Genomic DNA, 20,611 nt, shown 5'->3' on the forward strand with positions numbered 1-20,611 from the left:
AATATATCCTAAAGGGTGACCGACATGTAATCCTGCACCACTGGGATAAGGAAACATATCAAGTACATAAAACTTTTCTTTATCACTCTCATTATCGGCTTTGAACGTTTGATTTTCACTCCAATACTTTTGCCACTTAGCTTCTATTTCGTTGAAATAATACTTCATTCTTTTTATGCTGATTTGACCTTCTTTTTCTAATAGAAAATCTAATTTTATACAATTCACTTTTTCTTCACAACCACTTGAGAACAAAAAACTTATACCTATAAATAGTCGCGTTTAAAATCTTTTATTTTCAAGTGGGCAAAGTTACACTTAAAGAAGGAAAGCACAAAGCACTTGTTATATCTTAATTTTTATATCTTTACCTTTTTAAATTCTACTAAAACGATCTCATGTATAAGCCCCTCATATACTTGATGAGTACTTTTGTGCTTCTTGCCTGTGCTCAAGAAAAAGAACTTTCAGACCTCATCATCACCAATGCCAATATTTACACTGTAAATGAAACTGCCCCAAAAGCTGAGGCTTTTGCTGTAAAGGATGGACGCATCGTTGCCATCGGGACTTCAGAAGAAATTAACGACCACTACCAATCGGAAAACACCATGGATCTGGATGGAGCGACGATTGTCCCGGGATTAATTGACGGACATTGCCATTTTAATAATCTGGGAATGTTTATGCAAACTGTAGATCTGACCGGAACCACCGGAAAGAAAGATATATTTGACCGAATTAAAGCGTTTCAAAAAAAGAAAAATGCCGGTTTTATTACCGGTCGTGGCTGGGATCAAAATGACTGGGAAGAAAAAGCCTACCCGACCAAGAAAGAACTTGATAAACTTTACCCATCCACACCCGTGGCCTTATCCAGAATTGATGGTCATGCGTTATGGGTGAATCAGGCGGCTTTGGACCTGGCGGGAATCAACAATAGTACAACAATTACGGGTGGTGAAATTGTAAAAAAAGATGGTCGTATCACCGGTATTTTAGTTGATAATGCGATGGGTCTGGTTTGGAGCGTAATTCCAAAACCGAGCCTTGACAGCAGAATTGCGGCCTTAAAAGATGCTGAAACTCATTGTTTAAAACTGGGACTTACAACGGTTACCGATGCGGGCTTGAACAAAGAGACTGTTGAATTAATTGATAGCCTCCAACAAATCGATGAACTAAAAATGAAGGTGTATGCCATGATCAGCATGAGCCCTGAAAACCTCGATTACTATCTTGAAAAAGGTATTTCAAAAACTGACAGGTTACATATCAGATCATTTAAAGTTTACGCCGATGGAGCACTTGGTTCAAGGGGTGCTACTTTGAAAAAACCCTACAGCGACAGAGAAGGCCATTATGGGACTATGGTAACGAGCTTGGAGGATCTTTCCTTAATTGCGAAGAAACTAGCCAGGTCTGAATTCCAAATGAACACGCATGCCATCGGTGATTCAGCCAATTCCTATGTACTAAAAACCTATGCCAAAGAACTAAAAAGTCAGACAAACAGAAGATGGCGCATCGAACATGCTCAGGTCATTGATTTGGATGAATTTGACTATTTTACAGAAATCATCCCGTCGGTTCAGCCGACCCATGCCACCAGTGACATGTATTGGGCCGAAGACAGAATAGGTTCCGATCGTATCCAGGGAGCCTATGCCTATAAATCCCTATTGGAAATGAATGGAAGAATTGTTTTAGGAACTGATTTTCCAGTTGAGAAAGTCAATCCGATGTTGACTTTTTATGCGGCGGTATCGAGAAAGGACTTAAAGGGATATCCAGAAAATGGATTCCAGATTAAAAATGCGCTGAACAGAGAAGAAACCTTGAAAGGAATGACCATTTGGGCCGCTTATGCGAATTTTGAGGACAAAGAAAAAGGATCTTTAGAAGTCAATAAATACGCCGATTTTGTGGTACTGGATAGAGATATCATGACGGTACCAATAAAAGAAGTTCCAGATATCGAGATAAATGGAACTTATATTAACGGGGAGAAAGTATATTAATTACAATAGAATTTTGATGGGGGCTGTTACCCTGGTAGTATCCCAGGCAAGCACCATGTTTACATGCTTCCCTTTGTCTTTAAATCCAATGGAAAAAGATTCAAGGAATTCGGCTTTAGAAACCTTTCCGGTTGTTCTGGCTACATCATATTTTGACTCGTACTCATAGGTACCCCAAACATCTGTGTTGGAACTTAAAATAAGTGTCCATTCATTCTGTCCCGGAATTGCATATAGTACATAGGTTCCGGCTTTCACCTCATCTTCTCCAAAAACCACATCATTGTAAAAAACAACTTCTGTAGCTTCATTTGCGCCAACTCTCCAAATTGATCCATAAGGAATTACATTCCCAAAAATCTCTCTTCCATTTTTCTTAGGGCGACCATATAAAACTTTTATTTTCGGAGGTGATATTTTATTGGTTCTGAAGTATACAATATCATGCGGACTGGTATCCAGTTCCTTAAAGTCCTGGGCAGTGGCATTTGTGAACGATAGGAAATAACTAACACAAGCGATTCCCAGTGAAATACATATCCTTTTCATAGTCATTAAATTTTAGCTAAAATCGCATCTTGGGTGGCCAGTGGTATGTCAATTCTGGTAGCATCCCAGGCCAGCACCATAAATGTGCTTTTAAAATCCTCCTTAAATCCAATCGAAAAAACATCGATGACTTCCCCTTCTTTTGCAGGAATTTTGATTCGCACAACATCTTTGGTTTCGTCATAAAAGTAAGATCCCCAAGTATCTGTATTACTATTTAGAATGATGGTCCATTCTTGCTCACCAGGGATGGTATGCAAAACATAGGTTCCGGCTTTGACCAACTTTCTACCAAAGGACATGTCTGTATAGAACTTGACTTCAGTGGCTTCATTGGCACCGGTTCTCCAGATTTCCCCGAAAGGAACCTGCTCACCAAATACATTATTGGATTCTTTCTGCGGTCTTCCATAAACCACCTTTACAAGGGGTTTAGGAACTTTTCTTGTTGTCAGATAACTGATATCGACAGGTGCATCATCAATTTTGTCAAATTTCTGGGCAACAGCCATCATACTTGACAACAATGCACACAAAAGCATTGAGGTAATTATTTTCTTATTCATAGCAACAAACAATTATTGAGTAATCATTCGATGAATAATAACGGTTAATTTCCTAAAATATTTTAATCTGGGTAGTTTTAGCATAAAATAGCCTTTCTTCAGCTGCTTTTATCAGAATCTTCACTGTGAATTATCTGTTAAAAGAGATTTAATTGTATGACTATATCATTTATATACTATTTTTGTACCACCTAAATTATTAGATATGAAACTATTGATTGTAGAGGATGAGATAGAGTTACTGAACACCACATGTGGCTACCTGGAGAATGAAGATTTCATATGTGAGGCGGCACCTAATTTTTTTGAAGCAGAGGATAAATTGCTATCCTATAATTATGACGTCGTTATTCTGGACATCAATTTACCTGATGGCAACGGCTTGGACTTATTGAAATTTATAAAAGAGAAAAGTCCGGAAACCGGAGTTTTGATTGTTTCTGCAAAAGATTCATTGGATGATCGATTAAAAGGACTCGATTTAGGGGCGGATGATTATATTACAAAACCCTTCCATCTTGCAGAATTGAATTCAAGAGTCAATTCTTTACTGAGACGAAGAAAATATGAGGGCAATAATAATATCGTTTTCAAAGAAATTGAAATAGATCCTGTAGCCAAAAGAGCTATCGCCAATGATGTCTCTTTGGACCTGACAAAAAAGGAGTACTTTTTATTGGTATATTTTGTGACCAATAAAAACAGGGTTCTGACCAAAGAAGCCATAGCAGAACATCTCTGGGGAGACAATATAGACATGGTTGATAATTTTGATTTTATTTACACTCACATGCGTAATCTGAGAAAAAAACTCAAAAAAAGTGGAGCAAATGACTATCTTCAAACCATTTATGGTTTAGGCTATAAGTTTGGTGAATAATCGATCAAATCCTAAAGAGAACATTTGAAGTAAAAATCAATTAACCGAAACAGATCAAGCACTTTTACCTGTGAAACTATTTGAAAAAACCCGTAGAACGCATATCATATATTCGGTCATTATTTTTATACTTTCCGGTTCTATCGTTTATTTCACACTTAAGAATATCGTAAGCGAAAAACAGGATGAAAAGCTCTTATGGGACAAAGAATTAATTGCTAGAAAAATAAAGTACGAATACCCCTTGCCCATTTTTGACGTAGAGGATTTCAAATCTAAAACACCGATAAAAGACACCCTCTATTTTAAAGATACGCTTATTTATCAGGTGGTTAATAATATTGAGAATTACGAATTATACCGACAACTCACCTCTGTTGAGACCCTTCAGGGAAAAACGTATCGGATTATCACCAGAAGTTCTATCATGAGAAATCAGGATTTTATTCTGGGAGTCACTCTCGCAGTTGGAATCATCATTTTCATCATGATACTTACGGTTTATTTCGTGAATTCACTTGCCTTGAGAAAGGTCTGGCTTCCTTTTTATCACAATCTGGAAACCCTAAAGAATTTTTCCGCTGAAAATAACAAACCCATTGAATTGAAAGAATCAGAAATTGATGAATTTCAAGAACTCAATAACTCCTTGTCAAAGCTGACTACCAAGATTAATTCAGATTTCAACAACCTGAAAGAATTTACAGAAAACGCTTCGCATGAAATGCAAACTCCATTGGCCATTATGCAGTCAAAATCTGAACTATTACTGCAGTCAGAAAACCTTGATGAAGGGCAAATATCTCAAATCAGGGCTATTTATCAATCTGTCCAAAGGTTATCAAAACTGAATAAAACACTGCTTTTATTATCTAAAATTGAAAACAGACAATTTAAAGATGTTGAAGTGATTCAGGTAAATCAGGTCATCGATAAGCATTTAGAGATTTTTGAAGATTTTATTGAAAATAAGAACCTGAAAGTAGACATGAAATCTACGCTCGAGGTAGAAATAGAAGCCAATCCATTGCTTTTTGACATGATCATATCCAATTTGATCAGCAATGCCATCAAGCACAATGTAGAGGGCGGGCATATCGAAGTCCTCACAACCAATCTATTTGTAAGTGTTTCTAATTCAGGTATTCCTCCGAAAATTGAATCTGAAGCGCTTTTTGAAAGGTTTAAAAAGGAAAGTACCGCAAGCAATTCTTTTGGGCTTGGTCTGGCCATCGTAAAGAAAATATGCGATAATAACGACTGGAAAATCACCCACTCATACGTTGAAGACCAGCACAATATCTCCATCTACTTTTAATCGATTGAAATTTTAACATTTCAATAGAAACATCTTCAGATTTCCTTTAGAAACGCTACATACATTTGTCCCGTTATCTGATTGTTATTTATTTAACTATTTCAGAAAGTTCAAAAATTCATGCTATGAATACTGAAATAACTAAGAAGATATCAGCTAGTTCTGTTTAAGGGCAAAGTTTTGAGGGGAATGAAACCCAAAGAATAGAACCAGGCAAATCATTTGAAGCATTAAGCTGTTTTAATTGAATAGAAAGCCTGTAGAGATTCATTTTTTACAGGCTTTTTTTTAAATAAAATCAAATTCTGAGGAAAACTTCAGATTTTCTTCAGATTTGATTTTTACATTTACAACGATTTAAATTTCAAGCTATGTCTTGGACTTATATCATAGTAACAATAATAAACTTTTAGTTTATCATAAAAGTTGATCAAATTAGAATATTGGACTGAGGGGAATGATATCTCGAAGTTGATCAACAATTGCAAATACTACAAATATTAAGCTATTTTAATTTGCACAACAAAAGGAACCTGTTTAGAGTTAATCTGAACAGGTTTTTTTTATTTCTTCACTCTATTCAAAAATCAATTTTATTCATTGAAATTTATATGAATAATGTTGATAACTTCTATGCTTTAAGAGCACAAAAAAACAGCTATAATTAAGGGTTTTATTATATTTGTACGTTATAAATTTTTAGACAAAAAGAGAACTAAAAAATATGAGTGAAGAAACGAACAAAAATCAATATTCAGCAGATAGCATACAGGCTTTAGAAGGTATGGAACATGTCCGCATGAGACCTTCCATGTATATTGGAGATGTGAGCTCAAGAGGACTGCATCATTTGGTCTATGAGGTGGTAGATAACTCTATCGATGAAGCGATGGCCGGGCACTGCGACAGGATTGATGTTTTTATAAATGAAAATAACTCTATCAGCGTTAGAGATAATGGTAGAGGGATCCCGGTTGGTACCCATAAAAAAGAAGGCGTTTCTGCTCTTGAGGTGGTTATGACAAAGATTGGGGCCGGTGGAAAATTTGATAAAGATTCTTATAAAGTATCCGGTGGACTACACGGTGTTGGAGTCTCGGTAGTTAATGCCTTGTCAAATCATTTGACGGCCACTGTGTTCAGAGAAGGAAAAATATGGCAACAGGAATATGAGAAAGGTAAAACACTCTATCCGGTAAAAACCATTGGAGAATCCTCAGAAAACGGAACCGAAGTTACTTTTTTGGCTGATGATACTATTTTTCAGACTGAAATTCTGTACAGCTATGAAATTCTTTCTGCCAGACTAAGAGAATTGGCGTATTTGAATCAAGGTGTTACCATTTCAATTACAGATAAAAGATCAAAAGACGAAGAAGGTAATTACATCCATGAAGTATTTTACAGTGAAGATGGGCTGAAAGAATTTGTTCGTTACCTGGATGCTACCAGAGAACAATTAACGGCTGATGTGATCAGTATGGAAGGTGAAAAAAACGGGATCCCTGTTGAAGTAGCCATGGTGTATAATACTTCTTACACTGAAAATCTTCATTCTTATGTAAATAATATTAATACACATGAGGGAGGTACTCATCTCTCAGGTTTTAGAAGAGGTCTAACACATACCTTGAAAAAATATGCAGAATCTTCAGGAATGCTTAGCAAACTGAAGTTCGATATTGCAGGTGATGACTTTCGTGAAGGTCTTACTGCGATTATTTCTGTAAAAGTGGCAGAACCTCAATTTGAGGGTCAGACCAAAACAAAATTAGGTAACCGTGAAGTGAGTGCTGCCGTTAGTCAGGCAGTTTCTGAAATGCTTACCGATTATTTAGAAGAGAACCCGGAAGATGCAAAAGTGATTGTTCAAAAGGTAATTCTCGCGGCTCAGGCCAGACATGCCGCCACAAAGGCAAGAGAAATGGTGCAGAGAAAGACGGTTATGTCAGGAGGAGGTCTTCCTGGAAAATTATCTGACTGTGCCTGGAGTGATCCTGAAAGATGTGAAATATTTTTAGTCGAGGGTGATTCGGCGGGTGGAACTGCCAAACAAGGGCGAGATAGAAATTTCCAGGCCATCTTACCTTTACGTGGTAAAATATTGAACGTTGAAAAAGCAATGCAGCATAAAGTCTTCGAAAATGAAGAGATCAAGAGTATGTATACGGCTCTGGGTGTTACCATTGGAACAGAAGAAGATCCGCGTGCACTGAATTTAAGCAAGCTGCGTTACCATAAGATTGTGATTATGTGTGATGCCGATGTTGATGGTAGCCATATCGCTACTTTAATACTTACGTTCTTTTTCCGCTATATGAGAGAATTGGTTGAAAACGGCAATATTTATATCGCAGCACCTCCTTTGTACCTGATCAAGAAAGGAGCAAAAAAAGAATATGCATGGTCGGATGCCGACCGCGACGCGATTATGGAGAAATTCGGTGGAGGAACCATACAGCGATACAAAGGTCTGGGTGAAATGAATGCAGAGCAATTATGGGATACAACCATGAATCCTGAGTTCAGAACCATGCGACAGGTATCCATTGAAAACGGAACGGAAGCCGACAGGGTGTTCTCCATGTTAATGGGAGATGATGTCCCTCCTCGAAGAGAGTTCATTGAAAAACACGCTGTATACGCAAATATTGATATATAATAAACAAAGACCCAAGAAGCTGAAAAGATCTTGGGTCTTTACAATTAGAACAAACATATTTAATTAATTATAAAATTTTAGTACCATGAAAGTAACTATAGTAGGTGCAGGAGCAGTAGGAGCAAGTTGTGCCGAATACATCGCGATTAAAGATTTCGCCTCAGAGGTTGTCGTTGTTGACATTAAAGAAAATTATGCCGAAGGAAAAGCTATGGACCTTATGCAAACAGCTTCCCTAAACGGTTTTGACACCTTAATTACAGGAAGTACGAATGACTACTCGAAAACAGCTAACAGTGATGTAGCCGTAATCACAAGTGGAATTCCACGTAAACCAGGTATGACAAGAGAGGAATTGATTGGAATCAATGCAGGTATTGTAAAATCTGTCGCTTCCAGCGTTTTAGAACATTCTCCAAATGTAATCTTCATCGTTGTTAGTAATCCAATGGATACCATGGCGTATCTTACGCACAAGGCCTTAGGCTTGCCTAAAAACCGTATCATCGGGATGGGTGGAGCTTTAGACAGCGCACGTTTTAAATACAGATTATCTGAAGCGTTAGGATGCCCAGCGTCTGATGTTGACGGTATGGTCATTGGTGGTCATAGTGACACTGGAATGATTCCATTGACACGTCTTGCTGCAAGAAACAGTGTTCCTGTAAGCAAATTCTTGTCCGAAGAGAGAATAAATGAAGTGGCTGAAGCAACAAAAGTTGGTGGAGCAACCTTGACAAAAATGCTTGGAACAAGTGCCTGGTATGCACCTGGAGCAGCTGTTTCGTCAATGGTTCAGTCAATTGCCTGTGACCATAAAAAAATGTTCCCATGTTCTGCACTTCTAGAAGGCGAATACGGACTTAACGACATTTCAATTGGAGTTCCTTGTATTATTGGCAGAAACGGAATTGAATCGATTGTTGAACTCGATCTTGATGCAGCTGAATCAGAAAAATTACAAAGTAGTGCTGATGCAGTAAGAAAGACCAATGGTTTATTGGAAGAGACCGTGAGTTAAAGCAAGCTTATCAAAGAAAAAAGGCCATATATCAGATGATATATGGCCTTTTTATTTTATTACCTTCTCTCTTTACCCTTTCAACCAGGACTGTAGCAAGGCTTTTTGAGCCGCTGTAGCGTCCTCATTCAAACTCATTTTTTCGCCTGTTGTATAGGTAGGTGTTAAGGTTTTTTCAATCACGATAGTTTCCCCATCCCTTTCTAAAACAACATTCACTTCTGTTCCGGCTTCCCAGCCAAAAACCTCTCCAAAGGTTGCATTGGCATTTTCTCTTGATATGGTCACGCCATTAATCTCTTTGATGACATCATTTGGTAGCACACCATTTTCCTTCCAAAAACTATTGTCTAGTACTCCTTCATTGAATTTTATAGCCCCGGTTTCCCGATCTCCCTTAACAATCAATTTACCGGCATTTTGAATATAGTTCGTTTCAACCCTACCCGTATTCATTCCCAAACCGACCTTTGCAAAATAGAGCGAATAGTCTATCGGAGTGCCACCAATTACATGATTTGTGAAAAAGGTACCCACAGATGGGTATGTCATTCCTACAATCTCATCAATGATTTTATCATCTTCAAAAGGACGATCGACACCATATTTATTAGCCAGTTCTTTCATGACCGATAAAATCCCTCTCTGACCATCACTTTCTTCTCGAATAATAATATCCAGACACATCCCTATCAAAGCTCCTTTCTGATAGACGTTGTAATAATTCTCTGCATAAGGCTTGTCTAAGATGTTAACGCTCATTTCCGTAAAACTCATGGTGTCATCCAAAGTAGACGCTGTACTGATCTTCTCAAGTATTTTAGCATAAAACTCATCCTCAGACACCAGGTCCTGATTCACCTGAAATAAAGTGGCAAAATACTCTGTCAGACCCTCGTACATCCATAGGTGTTCGGAAAAGGTAGGTTGGTCATAATCAAAATAATGTACATCCTCAGAATGAACCGATAAAGGGGTCAATATATGAAAGAACTCATGCGAAACAATGTCTATCATACTGCTCTCAAGACTGGCCTGAGGCATAGACTCTGGCATTACAACCACAGTGCTGGTATGATGTTCCAAAGCTCCGAATCCAGTAGGTGCTCCATTGGAATTCCCTGCTAAATAGACATATATATCATAGCGTTGGGTACTGTTGGTTTCCCCTAAATACGCTTTCTGCGCCTCCATCATTTTATACATGGTCTCCTTTAATGTTTTGGCACTGTGAATACCATTCGGAGAATAAACACTTAAAACTATTTTGATATCTCCTACCTGAAATTCTTCCACATCAAGATTTCCGTACATCATAGGATTATCCGTAACGTCAAAATATCGTTCCGCTTTATACCTTGTCGTAACATACTTCCCGTCCTCACTGACTTTTTCTTCCACTTTTAAGAGTGCCGAAGTTCTGTCAAAATCAACAGGTGCTGTAATATTGATGATATATGAATTCGATTCAAGCACATCGAAATATCCCACAAAACCATGGAGATTTAGCACATAATTATCCGCTTCTATATTCGTTCCTGACGGTGAAAATGGGGTGGCCTGTCCACTTCCTTCAATATCAAAAGTATCATTCACCCAATAGCTGATCTTATCCAGTTTGCTTGCCTCGTAAATCACCCAGGTATTGACATCTTTCTTTTCAAACTTTAGTTCATTCCCCTCATAATCAAGTGCTTTAAAGTCTTCAACAAAGCTCCCAAAATCGCTTACAGCATAGGTACCCTGAACCACTCTGGGCAATCTGAATACAATGGTGTCTTTTGAAAATCTTCCCGGATCAATTTGCACCGGAACTTTATCTGTGGTAACCTTTGAAAGGTCAATATTGCTTTCTATCGGTGTCGATACCGCTAGATCATTACTTGTATTCTTGGTCGTTCCACAACTCGTTAAAACAAAAGCAAGAATAAATGCTGATAGTAAAAAATGTTTCATATAAAATTTTTTGAATCCTCTAATAAGTCCCCAAAAATCAATTTTTGATACGAAACAAGTCCTTAAAAAAATGTTAAAAGACATGTAAAAGATTAAGATAGACCAGAAATGACTCCATTCTCATCAATATCCATATTCTCCGAGGCAGGATGTGCCGGCAAACCGGGCATTCGCATCATTTTCCCCAGAATAGGAATAATAAACCCTGCTCCTGCCGCAATTTCAATTTCCCGTACCGTTACTGTAAATCCTTCTGGTCGACCAACTAAAGATTCGATATCAGAAAAAGACTTCTGAGTTTTCGCCATACAAATAGCAAAGTCACTAAAACCAAGGCGGTCTATTCTTTTCAGGTTCAATTTTGCTTTTTTATCATAATCCACTGCCACGGCTCCATAAATCTCTTTGGCAATTTTGTCTATCTTTTCTTTAACAGGTGACTTCCAATCATATAAGGGTTTAAAATCAGAATGACCCTCTTCAACAATTTTTTTGACTGCTCTGGCCAAATCTGTTGCACCATCTCCTCCTTTTGCCCAACCATCTGATATCACAGCCTGAACTCCCAACAATTCACAGGCCTCAACCACCAAATTAACTTCTTCTCTGCTATCACTTATAAAAGAATTTATGGCCACAACCGGCTCTATATTAAATTTCCTGATATTTTCTATATGCTTTTCTAAATTGACCATTCCTTTGGCAACAAAGGCTTCATTGGCCTCATTGAGATTCTCTTTGGTCGCACCACCATGATGCCTCAAAGCTCTGATCGTTGCAACTAATACTACTGCTTTTGGACTCAGTCCTGAAGCGGCACATTTTATATTCAAAAATTTCTCTGCACCCAAATCGGCTCCAAATCCAGCTTCTGTCACCACATATTTAGAGAGAGACATACCCATTTTTGTTGCCAAAATTGTGTTTGTCCCTTGGGCGATATTCGCAAAAGGTCCTCCATGAATGATCGCAGGATTCTTTTCCAGGGTTTGCACCAAATTCGGTTTAATAGCATCTTTTAATAAAATAGCCATGGCATTTTCTGCCTTAATATCTCTCGCAAAAATTGGTTTCTTATCATAGGTAAATCCAATAAATATATCTCCAAGACGTTTTTTCAAGTCTTCAAAACCAGTGGCCATACATAAAATTGCCATCACTTCTGAGGCAGGGGTTATGTTAAATCCATCTTCTCTGGGCACGCCATTTGCAGTCCCTCCTAACCCGATGGTAATATTTCTCAGTGACCTGTCATTCATATCAATCACCCGTTTCCAAAAAATTGTTCGGGGATCCAGATTCAAATTTTTAGTTACCTGTAAATTATTATCAACCAAGGCCGAAAGTAGGTTATTCGCTTTCTCCACAGCATTAAAATCGCCGGTGAAATGTAGATTTATATCTTCCATAGGAACCACCTGAGAATAGCCTCCCCCTGCGGCACCACCTTTAATTCCAAACACAGGACCCAGTGAAGGTTCCCTGAGCACCACAGTAGCCTGTTCACCAATCTTATTTAACCCTTCGGTGAGACCAATAGAAACCGTGGTTTTCCCCTCTCCGGCAGGAGTTGGTGTTATGGCTGTCACTAAAATGAGGTTATTCTGAGCTACTTTTTCCTCGTCAATCAGGTCCAGAGGCAATTTGGCCTTGTACTTTCCATATAGTTCAAGATCGTCTTCATCAATCCCTAATTTGGCTGCAATTTCTCTGATGTGAATAAGCTTTGTTTTTTGCGCAATTTGTATGTCGTTCATATGTTCCATAATACACCTTGATTTACTTTACTAATGTACTAAAAATAAAGGCGAAAACGAATCGCTCAAAAGCCCCAAAATTTAAGACTTATTTCTTTCAAAGCTAAATCTTTTGAGTATATTTGCCCGATTATATCAAAAAGTAAGATTTTTAAAATAAGATAAGGAATGCAAAACAAGGGACTTATTAGATTATTTGCTGTCATTTTGAGTTTGGTATGTTTATACCAACTCTCATTTACATGGTTTGCAAAAAATGTGGAGAATGATGCTGTTATCTACGCGGAATCAAAGGCTGATGCGACTGACTCAGAAGCGCTAGGCAGAATGCAACAAGAATATTTAGATTCTGTTTCAGGTACACCAGTTGTGAATTTAGGATTTACAGAATTCACGTATGACGAAGTAAAGGAAAAAGAAATCAATTTAGGTCTTGACCTCAAGGGTGGTATCAACGCCATATTAGAGGTGTCTGTTAGGGATATCTTGTTCGGTTTATCCAACGAATCAAAAAATCCAGTGTTCAATGAAGCTCTTAATAAGGCGACAGCGGCACAAAAAGATAGTGACAAGGATTATTTTGAACTGTTTATTGAAGCCTTTGCAGCTACCAGTAATGGTACCGTAAAATTAAGTGATCCTAGTATTTTCGGTAATAAATCTTTAAAAGACAAGATCAATTTTAAGATGTCTGATGAAGAAGTGACACCGATTTTACAGGAAGAAGTAAAAGGTTCGATCAACACTGCATTTGAAGTATTAAGAAGTAGGATTGACCGTTTTGGTGTTACACAACCAAACATTCAAAGAATTGGTGAATCAGGTAGAATTCTCATTGAATTACCAGGCGCCAGAGACATTGACCGTGTAAGAAAATTATTACAAAGTACGGCAGAATTGCAATTTTGGGAAGTATATACCAACCAAGATTTATCACAGTTCTTTGTGGCAGCGAATTCCAAACTTGCCGAAATTATAGAAGTTGAAGAAACGGAAGTAGCTAAAGACAGTGCGGTAAGTAAAGACGACGAAATTGATGATTTATTAGGTGAAGTAAAGGACTCTGTGAATTTTGAAACAGCCAATCCTTTGTTCAGTAAATTATTCCCAAGATTTCCTCAATCTCAAAACGATATTAGCTCAATTATCGCTACTGCCAATGTAAAAGATACGGCAGTAGTAAATGAATATCTTGCCATGAAAGAGGTAAGAGCTCTATTGCCGAACGAACTTAAATATGCAAAATTCGCATGGGAGAACAAGGCCAATAACGATTTTATCAATCTTTTCGCCTTAAAATCTAACAGAAATGATGTTGCTCCTATTCAAGGGGATGTGATTTCAGATGCCTCACAGGTCTTCGACCAATTAGGAGCCAATCCTGAAGTGAGCATGACTATGAATAGCAAAGGAACGAAGCAATGGGCTAAAATGACCACTGCCAATGTAGGCAAATTTGTTGCTGTTGTTCTTGATGACTATGTGTATTCAGCTCCTAGAGTGAATGATGCGATTACAACGGGTAGAACTTCTATTATGGGTCAGTTTACCATTGATGAAGCACAGGATTTAGCCAATGCTTTAAAATCGGGTAAACTTCCTGCAGCGGCTAGAATTATTCAGTCAGATGTTGTTGGACCATCTTTAGGTCAGGAGGCGATTGACAGTGGTACTTACTCCTTTATTATCGCATTGATCATTGTTTTATGCTGGATGATTTTTTACTACGGAAAAGCTGGTATATTCTCTGACATTGCCCTGGCACTGAACATACTGTTCATCTTTGGTGTTCTTACATCATTTGGAGCCGTTTTAACGCTTCCTGGAATTGCTGGTATCGTACTTACCATTGGTATGTCGGTGGATGCAAACGTGCTGATCTATGAAAGAATTAAGGAAGAACTGAATAAAGGTAAAGGATTAAAAGAAGCTGTTAACGATGGTTTTGGAGGAGCTCTTTCTTCTATTCTGGATGCCAACGTAACAACGCTTCTTACAGGTATCATCCTATACGTATTTGGTACAGGTCCGGTAAAAGGTTTTGCAACAACCCTTATGATTGGTATTGTAACCTCTTTATTTTCTGCGATTTTTATTACAAGATTGCTTATTGAATGGTATGTAAATAAAGAACGTCAATTAACATTTAACACGAACATTACTAAGAACTGGTTTAAAAACATCAACATTGATTTCCTTAAAAAGAGAAAGATGTCATACATGGTTTCGGGTATTATTCTGATTATCGGTTTAGGTTCGTTGTTCACAAACGGTTTGAATTATGGTGTTGACTTTAAAGGAGGTAGAACTTACACAGTGAGATTTGTTGAAAATGTAAGTGCTCCTGAAATAGCGAATACCTTGAAAGATGCTTTTGGAAGTTCTCCTGAAGTAAAAACGTTTGGACCGTCAAACCAGCTAAAAATTACGACTAAATATAAGATTGATGATTACGGAGTAGCTGTTGAAGATGAAATTCAACAATTACTTTTCACAGGCCTGACTTCTTATTTACCAGCCGACACCAGTTTTGAACAATTTAAGCCTGGTGACAAGGAAGTCAACATAGGAATTATGGAATTCTATATGGTAGGACCTACCATTGCTGATGACATTAAACAAGCTGCTTTCTGGGCCATTATCGGTTCTTTGATCGTGGTATTCTTATACATCCTGATTCGATTTAGAAAATGGCAATATAGTTTAGGTGCCGTTGCGGCAGTATTCCATGATGTATTGATTGTTTTATCAATATTCTCATTGTTCTACAAGGTCTTGCCATTTGATATGGAAATTGGACAATCTTTTATTGCAGCGATCTTAACGGTAGTTGGATACTCCCTGAATGATACGGTGGTTATTTTTGACCGTATTCGTGAGTTTGACAACAAGCATCCAATGTGGAAATATGCAAGAACGGTGAATACGGCTTTGAGCAGTACGCTTGGAAGAACCGTGAACACTTCTTTAACAACCTTAATTGTATTACTGGCCATCTTTATCTTTGGTGGTGATTCCATCAAAGGATTTATGTTTGCCTTGATCATAGGTGTTATCGTCGGTACATATTCTTCTTTATTCATTGCTTCTCCTATCATGTACGATACAACAAAGAAGTTAGAAAAAGACTTGAAGGACTAAGAACATATTCCGATTTTTCGGATTAAAATGATATTAAAAACCTTTTAGGAATAATCTCCTAAAAGGTTTTTACTTTTTACTATTTTTGCACTTTCTTTTTAATAAAGTTGAGTTCGTCTATTTTATTAGATTTAAAACAGTTAGTTACCTATGGAGACTATTCAGATACACGAGAAACATTTTGTTCCATTTATAGATCGGGATAGAATTGAGCGCTATGTTGAGTTTTTGGCGAATCAAATAGCGGAAGAGCTCGGTCCGGACGAAGTACCTATTTTTATAGGGATTCTGAACGGATCATTTATGTTTGCAGCAGATTTCGTGAGAAAATATAAACATGACTGTCATATTACATTTGTTAAAATGGCATCTTATGAAGGAGTCAATTCAACAGGCAAAATTAAGCATCTGGTAGGAATCAATGAAGATCTTGAAGGTAGAACAGTTGTGATTTTAGAAGATATTATTGACACAGGTAATACACTTGCCGAGATTTACGAAATCTTTAGAGACAAGCAAGTGAAGCAATTAAAAATTGCCACGCTCTTCTTTAAACCAGATGTCTTTAGAAAAGAATTACCTATTGATTATATAGGTAAATCCATTGAGGATAAATTTATCGTGGGATACGGTCTTGACTATGATGGTCTCGGACGTAACCTGCCGGATATATATCAATTAAAAGTATCATAAATCAGCTATAAGTCAGTATCATGAAGAATATCGTATTATTTGGCCCTCCAGGAGCAGGAAAAGGAACTCAGGCCGAAATGTTAAAAGTAAAATACAACCTGGTTCATATCTCTACCGGTGATGTATTTAGATTCAATATCAAGAATGAAACAGCACTAGGGATCTTAGCCAAGTCTTTTATGGACAAAGGTGATTTGGTTCCAGATGAAGTAACCATTGATATGCTTAAAGCAGAAGTAAATAACAACCCTGAAGCAAATGGTTTTATTTTTGACGGCTTTCCAAGAACTGAATCTCAGGCCGCTTCATTAGATGCCTTTTTAGTTGAAAAAAACACGGGTATCAATGGAATGGTAGCTTTGGAAGTACCTGAAAATTTGTTGGTAGAAAGATTGTTAAACAGAGGAAAAACCAGTGGTCGTTCAGATGATCAGGACGAAAGTAAAATCCGTAACCGTTTTAACGAATACGAAACTAAAACGGCCATACTAAAAGACTATTATCAAAAACAAAATAAATATTTTGGAGTTGATGGTGTTGGATCTATAAATGAAATTACTGCTAAATTGGAAGCAGTTATTGACGCTCTGTAAAAGTGCTGACCTGGTACACTTGTACTATTATTTAAAGCTATTATGACCGAAGGAAATTTTGTTGATTATATCAAAGTCTTTGCTGCCTCTGGAAAAGGTGGAAAAGGATCTGTGCATTTACACAGAGAAAAGTACATCACAAAAGGAGGTCCTGATGGTGGTGATGGTGGCCGTGGCGGACATGTGATCTTAAAGGGAGATAAAAACATGTGGACCCTGTTCCATCTTAAATTTAAAAAGCATTTCAAAGCAGACCATGGTGGAGCTGGAAGCAAGAACAGAAGTACCGGAAAAGATGGTGAAGATGTTTACATAAATGTACCATTAGGCACCATTGTCAGAGATGGTGAGACCCAGGAAATTCTTTTCGAGATCACAGCCGATCAGGAAGAAATAATACTATGTGAAGGAGGAAAAGGCGGTAGAGGAAACTGGCATTTTAAGTCTTCTACGAATCAGACGCCTCGGTACGCGCAACCTGGTATTGATGGAATTGAAGGTTGGTTTCAACTTGAATTAAAACTGTTGGCTGATGTAGGATTGGTAGGCTTTCCCAATGCGGGTAAATCAACCCTGCTATCGGTGATTACATCTGCCAAACCAAAGATTGCAGATTATGAATTCACCACGCTAAAACCCAACCTGGGGATTGTTGAATACAGGGATTTCAAAAGTTTTGTCATGGCTGATATTCCAGGAATCATCGAAGGTGCGGCAGAAGGAAAAGGACTCGGGCATCGATTTTTAAGACATATTGAAAGAAACTCAAGTTTACTGTTTATGATCCCTGCTGATAGTGATAATATTCAGAAAGAGTACGATATTCTTTTAAATGAATTGAAAAAACACAATCCTGAATTACTCGACAAAGACAGACTGCTCGCCATTTCCAAATCAGACATGTTGGATGAGGAATTAATGGAAGAATTGTCCAAAGAGATTCCAGGAGACCTTCCTCATATCTTTATCTCGTCCCTGGACCAAACCGGAATCTCTCAATTAAAGGATCAATTGTGGGCCATGTTAAATGAGACCATTCATTAGGTCCAAACAAGTGAAACGGTTTTTAAAGGCTTCTTCTTACTACTCCTTAATTTCAAATAAACCTGAAAGTAAGCTGTCAATATTGTAAAATAAAAAAATGACCAATAGTAAAATCACCAGTAAAATTATCGCCCTTTTATAATTCGGTTTTTTACGTTTGATAAACTTTGTGTCTGTCATGAGCTTATTCCTTTGTACCACCTTCTAAGTTAGTCATTTTATAACTTTGAAGCAAGTAAACGAATCCATATTCCACCGTTTTCCCAGACCTTTCAATCGGGAATTCCTTTATCAGTTTTGCATCCTCGAAATAATCAGCCATGGTTCGCTTGGGATCTTTAAAGTTTCGACTGTAGGTAATATAAATTCCATCCTGACCTGCCTGCAGCGGACTCATGGTTTGATTGATCCAATAGTATTTATGCATATCATTCATAAATCCCAACACAAACAAATCCTTCTCCAATGGAGCTGCCACATAATAGTACAAATGCGATCCCGGATACCACTTGTTAGAAACCAGAGGAATGGTTGCGAGCTGCGGATCTTCATTGTGCAACTGTTCCAAAACCACCTTGGTCTGATCCCAGCCATACATATCCAGTGTAGGGTCATTCTTGCCCAACTTCACTTTTTCAGATTGATCATTTACCTTCATATCAATGAACCAGCCTTTGTTGACAATACCCAGTGCTATCAGATATAAACCGAAAAAAAAGAACAACACAAATCTTAATACAGGTGTATTTTTTCTCTCAGACAAATTTGCGGCAGCCAGGACGGCCAGAGACAAAAATGACACCCCAGACCAATGGGGTAAGGTGTCCCGATATAGTGAAAAAAACAGGGTTGTAGCGATCAATGGAACACTGATCAACAGGAAAAAATAAAAATGATGCTGCTCAAGAAATCTTTTTCTCTTAAAACTGAACACAGCCAGCAGAATCACGATATAGTTATAGGGGTTATTATAGGCGATCTGTCCTAAGAATTCTCTCAAAAAAGTATCGAGGTTAAAATCCAGGCTAAATAATGTTACTCGTTCAGAATGATAAGACATTCCGCTAAAGCTGTTCACATAGTTCCAGTAGAAAATGATGAATAGCACCAGTACAGAAAAACCCAATGAAAGGTATACAGAAGCATTCTTGAGCAGATCTCTTCTAAAAAACAATATGTATAAGCCATAACCGAATAGAAGGTATACGCCTTGATATTTACTATAAATAGCCAATGCCGCAAACAACATAGAGAGCATGAGCAATCCTTGTTGTTTTTTCTTTTCATTCGATTTTAAAAATTTCAAAAAGAACAAACAGGAACTCATCCAAAACAAGACCAAAGGACCGTCCGGCATGATAAATAAACCACTTATGATAAAACCATAAATACTCGTATTGTACAACACGGCGGCAATCAAACCCGTTTTTTCATCCTTTATCTCCCTTCCAATCAAATACAGCAGTATGGTACTGAGAGAACCAGCCACCACAAAACCCAGCCTTAAGGCCAGTTCTGAATCAAACAAGAGATTTAAAGAAAAAATCTGCTGGAAAAAACCCACCATGGGAGGGTGATCAAAATGACTCCAATCGGGAAACTTTGCATAGGTCCAATAATAGACTTCGTCATTGCCCAAATCAGTAAAGTTCGCCAACACCAATCTAATCAGAGTGGAAATAATGACTAATAAACCCAGCCGTTGCTTATTGTTCATGCTTTTTACTAACTATTTCTAAGAGATTATAATCTATCCATGAAGTTTTAAAGATACTTAATTTGTCCACAAGGCTGCAACTCAACAAGGCGATAGCAATCCCGATCAAGGCTCCAGACAAAACATCTTCTAAAAAATGCTGGGACAAATACACTCTTGAAAATCCGGCAAGAATAGCGGTAGCAGTAAACATCATTTTTAGATAACTTTTCTTAACGATCAAAGCCAGCGTAATAAAAATAGCAAAAGCAGTAATGGTATGCCCCGAAGGAAAACTGTTCAAAGCATGCATTTTTACGCCTTCAACCAGATGAAGTGTTTCTGTACCTTCAAAATACTTTGTTGGTCTGGGAATTCCTTTAAAAATGATCTGCTTGGCGATAAAAACAAATATCAATGTCATCAGAGCCGCAAATAGTTCATAAAATGCCCATCTGATTCTTATAAAAAGTAACAGCAGGATCACAAGAGCAAAAACAGCTCCATCACCCAGATGCGTAACATATTTAAAAAAAACATCTGCCTGTGGTGAATTCCATCCATTAACAAGCAGGTGGGCAGGACCTTTCCCATAGCTTCCTATTAAAAATATGATTCCAGTTAAAAATGGAACCAGGAGCATCAAGATGTACTTTTCTTTTAAAAATTGATTTAAATACTTCACTCAATCTATGTTTATCAGCTTTAATGCCT

Annotated in this window: 15 protein-coding genes and 1 pseudogene; 9 read left to right on the forward strand and 7 right to left on the reverse strand. The window is 37.7% G+C overall.

Annotation, left to right across the window (positions count from 1 at the left end; all coding sequences use genetic code 11):
* Positions 1 to 177 (reverse strand): annotated as a pseudogene (locus tag ACR2MV_RS11415) (class I tRNA ligase family protein); the annotation flags it as partial.
* A gap of 221 nt (positions 178 to 398) precedes the next feature.
* Here ACR2MV_RS11415 and ACR2MV_RS11420 point away from each other — a divergent pair.
* A complete protein-coding gene (locus ACR2MV_RS11420) occupies positions 399 to 2,021 on the forward strand; it encodes an amidohydrolase (protein ID WP_434022045.1) in 1,623 nt (540 codons plus the stop codon).
* On the opposite strand, the gene ACR2MV_RS11425 is transcribed toward ACR2MV_RS11420, so the two are convergent.
* The gene (locus ACR2MV_RS11425; RefSeq protein WP_434022046.1) at positions 2,022 to 2,570 is read right to left on the reverse strand and encodes a DUF2911 domain-containing protein; all 549 of its coding nucleotides are present in this window, start codon (positions 2,568 to 2,570) and stop codon (positions 2,022 to 2,024) included.
* Between the two features lie 5 nt (positions 2,571 to 2,575).
* A complete protein-coding gene (locus ACR2MV_RS11430) occupies positions 2,576 to 3,136 on the reverse strand; it encodes a DUF2911 domain-containing protein (protein WP_434022047.1) in 561 nt (186 codons plus the stop codon).
* Positions 3,137 to 3,341: 205 nt separating this feature from the next.
* Here ACR2MV_RS11430 and ACR2MV_RS11435 point away from each other — a divergent pair, with 205 nt between their 5' ends.
* The 4 genes from ACR2MV_RS11435 (at position 3,342) to ACR2MV_RS11450 (ending at position 9,017) form a co-directional block, all read left to right on the forward strand.
* Positions 3,342 to 4,016 (forward strand): response regulator transcription factor, encoded by a 675-nt coding sequence (locus ACR2MV_RS11435; protein WP_434022048.1) that lies wholly within the window; start codon positions 3,342 to 3,344, stop codon positions 4,014 to 4,016.
* Between the two features lie 70 nt (positions 4,017 to 4,086).
* Positions 4,087 to 5,334 (forward strand): sensor histidine kinase, encoded by a 1,248-nt coding sequence (locus ACR2MV_RS11440; protein WP_434022049.1) that lies wholly within the window; start codon positions 4,087 to 4,089, stop codon positions 5,332 to 5,334.
* A gap of 724 nt (positions 5,335 to 6,058) precedes the next feature.
* Positions 6,059 to 7,996 (forward strand): DNA topoisomerase (ATP-hydrolyzing) subunit B, encoded by a 1,938-nt coding sequence (gyrB, locus tag ACR2MV_RS11445; RefSeq protein ID WP_434022050.1) that lies wholly within the window; start codon positions 6,059 to 6,061, stop codon positions 7,994 to 7,996.
* An 85-nt stretch (positions 7,997 to 8,081) separates the two neighbouring features.
* A complete protein-coding gene (locus ACR2MV_RS11450; RefSeq protein ID WP_434022051.1) occupies positions 8,082 to 9,017 on the forward strand; it encodes a malate dehydrogenase in 936 nt (311 codons plus the stop codon).
* 72 nt (positions 9,018 to 9,089) lie between these two features.
* On the opposite strand, the gene ACR2MV_RS11455 is transcribed toward ACR2MV_RS11450, so the two are convergent.
* Complete coding sequence (locus ACR2MV_RS11455; protein WP_434022052.1) at positions 9,090 to 10,973, reverse strand: peptidase M61; 1,884 nt, start codon at positions 10,971 to 10,973, stop codon at positions 9,090 to 9,092.
* A 92-nt stretch (positions 10,974 to 11,065) separates the two neighbouring features.
* Positions 11,066 to 12,739 (reverse strand): formate--tetrahydrofolate ligase, encoded by a 1,674-nt coding sequence (locus ACR2MV_RS11460; RefSeq protein WP_434022053.1) that lies wholly within the window; start codon positions 12,737 to 12,739, stop codon positions 11,066 to 11,068.
* Positions 12,740 to 12,898: 159 nt separating this feature from the next.
* Here ACR2MV_RS11460 and secDF point away from each other — a divergent pair, with 159 nt between their 5' ends.
* From secDF to obgE, 4 genes are all read left to right on the forward strand, one after another.
* Positions 12,899 to 15,871 (forward strand): protein translocase subunit SecDF, encoded by a 2,973-nt coding sequence (secDF, locus tag ACR2MV_RS11465; RefSeq protein WP_434022054.1) that lies wholly within the window; start codon positions 12,899 to 12,901, stop codon positions 15,869 to 15,871.
* Between the two features lie 150 nt (positions 15,872 to 16,021).
* Complete coding sequence (hpt, locus tag ACR2MV_RS11470) at positions 16,022 to 16,564, forward strand: hypoxanthine phosphoribosyltransferase (RefSeq protein ID WP_434022055.1); 543 nt, start codon at positions 16,022 to 16,024, stop codon at positions 16,562 to 16,564.
* A 20-nt stretch (positions 16,565 to 16,584) separates the two neighbouring features.
* Positions 16,585 to 17,157, forward strand: coding sequence for an adenylate kinase (locus ACR2MV_RS11475; RefSeq protein WP_434022056.1), 573 nt, complete (start codon positions 16,585 to 16,587; stop codon positions 17,155 to 17,157).
* 42 nt (positions 17,158 to 17,199) lie between these two features.
* The gene (obgE, locus tag ACR2MV_RS11480) at positions 17,200 to 18,201 is read left to right on the forward strand and encodes a GTPase ObgE (RefSeq protein ID WP_434022057.1); all 1,002 of its coding nucleotides are present in this window, start codon (positions 17,200 to 17,202) and stop codon (positions 18,199 to 18,201) included.
* Between the two features lie 184 nt (positions 18,202 to 18,385).
* Here obgE and ACR2MV_RS11485 read toward each other — a convergent pair whose 3' ends face one another.
* Both ACR2MV_RS11485 and ACR2MV_RS11490 read right to left on the reverse strand, forming a co-directional pair.
* On the reverse strand, positions 18,386 to 19,918 hold the full coding sequence (locus ACR2MV_RS11485; RefSeq protein ID WP_434022058.1) for an ArnT family glycosyltransferase: 1,533 nt from the start codon (positions 19,916 to 19,918) through the stop codon (positions 18,386 to 18,388).
* Positions 19,908 to 20,582: a phosphatase PAP2 family protein gene (locus ACR2MV_RS11490; RefSeq protein WP_434022059.1), complete on the reverse strand. Its 675-nt coding sequence runs from the start codon at positions 20,580 to 20,582 to the stop codon at positions 19,908 to 19,910. The genes ACR2MV_RS11485 and ACR2MV_RS11490 overlap by 11 nt, the downstream gene beginning before the upstream one ends.
* Positions 20,583 to 20,611 lie beyond the last annotated feature (29 nt).

This window comes from Lutimonas sp., from assembly GCF_051011215.1.
Taxonomy (GTDB): domain Bacteria; phylum Bacteroidota; class Bacteroidia; order Flavobacteriales; family Flavobacteriaceae; genus Lutimonas.

Excerpts from the sequence above, each read along its gene's own strand:
- gyrB (WP_434022050.1), top strand. The coding sequence starts at position 6,059 with ATGAGTGAAGAAACGAACAAAAATCAATATTCAGCAGATAGCATACAG.
- hpt (WP_434022055.1), top strand. The coding sequence starts at position 16,022 with ATGGAGACTATTCAGATACACGAGAAACATTTTGTTCCATTTATAGAT.
- ACR2MV_RS11435 (WP_434022048.1), top strand. The coding sequence starts at position 3,342 with ATGAAACTATTGATTGTAGAGGATGAGATAGAGTTACTGAACACCACA.
- ACR2MV_RS11430 (WP_434022047.1), bottom strand. The coding sequence starts at position 3,136 with ATGAATAAGAAAATAATTACCTCAATGCTTTTGTGTGCATTGTTGTCA.
- ACR2MV_RS11450 (WP_434022051.1), top strand. The coding sequence starts at position 8,082 with ATGAAAGTAACTATAGTAGGTGCAGGAGCAGTAGGAGCAAGTTGTGCC.
- ACR2MV_RS11420 (WP_434022045.1), top strand. The coding sequence starts at position 399 with ATGTATAAGCCCCTCATATACTTGATGAGTACTTTTGTGCTTCTTGCC.
- ACR2MV_RS11475 (WP_434022056.1), top strand. The coding sequence starts at position 16,585 with ATGAAGAATATCGTATTATTTGGCCCTCCAGGAGCAGGAAAAGGAACT.
- ACR2MV_RS11425 (WP_434022046.1), bottom strand. The coding sequence starts at position 2,570 with ATGAAAAGGATATGTATTTCACTGGGAATCGCTTGTGTTAGTTATTTC.
- ACR2MV_RS11460 (WP_434022053.1), bottom strand. The coding sequence starts at position 12,739 with ATGGAACATATGAACGACATACAAATTGCGCAAAAAACAAAGCTTATT.
- ACR2MV_RS11455 (WP_434022052.1), bottom strand. The coding sequence starts at position 10,973 with ATGAAACATTTTTTACTATCAGCATTTATTCTTGCTTTTGTTTTAACG.
- ACR2MV_RS11485 (WP_434022058.1), bottom strand. The coding sequence starts at position 19,918 with ATGAACAATAAGCAACGGCTGGGTTTATTAGTCATTATTTCCACTCTG.
- secDF (WP_434022054.1), top strand. The coding sequence starts at position 12,899 with ATGCAAAACAAGGGACTTATTAGATTATTTGCTGTCATTTTGAGTTTG.
- obgE (WP_434022057.1), top strand. The coding sequence starts at position 17,200 with ATGACCGAAGGAAATTTTGTTGATTATATCAAAGTCTTTGCTGCCTCT.